Source organism: Phenylobacterium sp., from assembly GCF_030654915.1.
Classification (GTDB): domain Bacteria; phylum Pseudomonadota; class Alphaproteobacteria; order Caulobacterales; family Caulobacteraceae; genus Phenylobacterium.
Window position 1 is genome coordinate 1 of sequence record NZ_JAURWM010000001.1, and the last position, 1,853, is coordinate 1,853.

Consider the following 1,853-nt stretch of genomic DNA (forward strand, 5'->3'; position numbering starts at 1 on the left):
TCCGGAGCCGCCGACCGGCGGGCTCGAAAGGGCGCCGCGGCCAAGACCGAGGTCTGATAGGCTGCCCCGCATGAAGGGCTTCGTCGCAGTCTGACCCGCGCCTAGAGCGCGGACGTCACCGGATAGAACCGGTCACCGGGACGCACGTCCCGGCGCGACGCCGCATGAGCCATCCCTCATGGCCGCTCCACGCGGCGCACCGATTGCGGACGACATCATGAAACTCTCGATCCACCGGGCCGCCGCGCCCGATGACGCCTACATGCCGATCTGGGCCCCGCTCCTAGCCTTCAACCAGCAAGCCGTGGGCGACGCCGAAGGCCAGGCGTTCGCCCTGACCATCACCTCTCCAGGCGACGACGAAATCCTGGGAGGCTTGTGGGCGCTGTCACTCTGGGGCTCGTTCTATATCGGCCTGGTGGTCACGCCGGAGGGCGCGCGCGGCCAGGGCCTCGGTACACAGCTGATGGCCCAAGCCGAGACTGAGGCGATCGCTCGCGGCTGCCGCTCGATGTGGTTGGACACCTACGCCTTCCAGGCCCGAACGTTCTACGAACGGCTAGGCTTTGGCGTTTTCGGCCAGATCGACGGCCCGCCGCCGATGTTCCCGAGATACTTCATGCAAAAGCTGCTGGCTTAGGGGCGCGCGAGGGGGGCGGGCTCACCGCCCCTTCAATCGCGCGAGTTCCGCCTCCAGCGTCGCGACCTTCTTTTCCAGAGCCAGCAGGCGGCCGGCCAAGTCGTCCTGGCCCGGCGTCGGAGTCGAGACCCCGGCATGGTGGGCGATCTGGGCCGGGGGCACGCCCAGCAAGTCGGCGAAAATGCCCACCTCCTCGGCGGAAAGTTCCCGCTGATCCTTGAAGACCAGGACCAGGTCGGCCTCGCTCATGCCGGCGGCCGCGGCCATAACCCTTTGACTAAGCGACCTTTCGGCCAGTTTGGCCTCGAACCACTCACGATCGAAGAACAGCGCCATCAGCCTCGCCCGCCTTGGCGCCGGTCTTGCTTAACCGGAGGTGAATCCATCGCCGACGGGACGCTCATGTTCACCCTCGCCATCCGCCTCTTCGACGTCGCCGTCGTGACCCTGATCTTCACCGCGCTCACCTAGCGAGCGGCCTCACGCCCCGTCGGAACCGAAATCCACGTCGCGGCGCGCCGAGACGATGGTGACGATGAACCCGGCCAGCACGTCGAGCAGCACCATCACCGTCAGCAGGAAAAAGGTCGAGGTCGCGAAGGCCGGCGCCAAGAGAAACTCGACCAGGCAGGCCACGAACAGCAGCATCGACAGGGCGTGATTGACGATCGCCGTCCGCCGACTGGTCGTCGATTTCAGCAGTTCGATGAACAGCACGATCAGGCCGACCAGCAGCATGACGTCGCCCAGGTTCACCGGCCATTGGCCGCCATTGCTCATCGCGATCGAGAACAACGGCTCGCTCATGCGAATGGCCGCCTCCTGCGAGGCGAAGCCCCCGGCCAGGGTCAGGGCCGCCACGTTGTAGGCGAGCACCGGCAGGGCCAGCAGCGGCAGTGCGGCGAACATGGAAACCCCTCCCCCGCCGGGATCGAGCAGGAGGTTCCGCTGCTTTGCCAGACGCGACAAGCCGGGCGCCTCTAGACTTCTTCGACCTGGCCCGGCAGGCGCGAACGCGACTGCAGCCACATCACCCCGAGCAGGTCCGACGCCGAGGCCCAGAGCCGGCCGAGATTGGTGTATTTCGATTGGCCGGTCTGGCGATGACGATGGTTCACCGGCCGGAAGTCCACCTGATAGCCTTCACGCAGCATCAAGGCCGGCAAGTATCGGTGGATGTGGTCGAAATAGGGGAGCCGCAGGAAGGCCTCGC

The 1,853-nt window shown here is 66.4% G+C and carries 3 protein-coding genes and 1 pseudogene; 1 reads left to right on the forward strand and 3 read right to left on the reverse strand.

Features of this window, described 5'->3' with window-relative positions; translation table 11 throughout:
- Positions 1-217 precede the first annotated feature (217 nt).
- Positions 218-640 (forward strand): GNAT family N-acetyltransferase, encoded by a 423-nt coding sequence (locus Q7T84_RS00005; protein ID WP_304805513.1) that lies wholly within the window; start codon positions 218-220, stop codon positions 638-640.
- A 21-nt stretch (positions 641-661) separates the two neighbouring features.
- On the opposite strand, the gene Q7T84_RS00010 is transcribed toward Q7T84_RS00005, so the two are convergent.
- The 3 genes and pseudogenes from Q7T84_RS00010 to Q7T84_RS00020 all read right to left on the reverse strand — a co-directional run.
- On the reverse strand, positions 662-976 hold the full coding sequence (locus Q7T84_RS00010; protein WP_304805514.1) for a DNA-binding protein: 315 nt from the start codon (positions 974-976) through the stop codon (positions 662-664).
- Between the two features lie 144 nt (positions 977-1,120).
- Entirely contained in the window at positions 1,121-1,549 is a 429-nt protein-coding gene (locus tag Q7T84_RS00015) for a hypothetical protein (protein ID WP_304805515.1), read from the reverse strand.
- A 71-nt stretch (positions 1,550-1,620) separates the two neighbouring features.
- A pseudogene (locus Q7T84_RS00020) lies at positions 1,621-1,853 on the reverse strand (dolichol-phosphate mannosyltransferase); the annotation flags it as partial.